Genomic DNA, 777 nt, shown 5'->3' with positions numbered 1-777 from the left:
CCCCCGCCACAGCCGCGCCGCCACCACCACCGCGATCATCAGCGCGGTGCGCACGGTCGGCAGGGCCATGCCCGACACCAGGGTGTAGCCGCCGGCGCCGAGCAGTGCCAGCGCGGCAGCCGCCTGGCGCCGCGGCCAAGAGCGGCCCAGTTGCGGCCACAGCCGCCACAGCCCGCCGCCGAGCAAGGCGAAGGCGCCGGCGACCAGGCCGACATGGAACCCGGAGATGGCGATGAGATGGGTCAGTCCGGCGGCGCGCAGGATGCGCCAGTCGCGATCGTCCAGCCGCCGCGTGTCGCCCAGCGCCAGCGCCTGCAAGTAGCGCGCCGAGGCCTGCGGCACAGCCGCGGCGATGCGCGCGGACATGTCGGCGCGCCAGGCGTCGATGCCCTGCCCAGGCGTCAGTTGCGCTGCCGCATGCGGCGCCACCACGTAGCCGCTGGCGCTGATCCGCTGCGCCAGCGCATAGGCCTCGGCATCGAAGCCGCCCGGATTGCTCAAGCCGCGCGGCGCGCGCAGGCGCACCTGCAACTGCCAGCGCGCGCCGGCGCGCAGGGCGCTGCGCGGCCCGGCCTGGTGCGTGCCGAAGTCGTCGTACCACGCCAATTGCAGCAGGCGCCCGCGCAACGGCGCCGGCTGCGCCGCGTCGCTGTCCACCCGGAACAGGAAGCGGGTGCGGCGGGTCTCCGCCTGCGGCAGTTCCACCACCTGGCCGCGGACGTCGACCACGCGCTTTTCCCAGTCGGCCGGCAACTGCCTTGCCAGCACCATGCCGGC

The 777-nt window shown here is 75.3% G+C and carries 1 protein-coding gene; it reads right to left on the bottom strand.

Translation table 11 applies throughout. The features are described from left to right. The coding region (locus D183_RS25520; RefSeq protein ID WP_039729154.1) for a ComEC/Rec2 family competence protein at positions 1-777 on the bottom strand (777 nt) is incomplete at both ends.

The sequence above is a fragment of the Xanthomonas sp. SHU 199 genome, assembly GCF_000364665.1.
GTDB classification, from domain to species: domain Bacteria; phylum Pseudomonadota; class Gammaproteobacteria; order Xanthomonadales; family Xanthomonadaceae; genus Xanthomonas_A; species Xanthomonas_A sontii.
The sequence above is the reverse complement of the archived record's forward strand: the minus strand, read 5'-3'. Positions and strand labels throughout refer to the sequence as shown.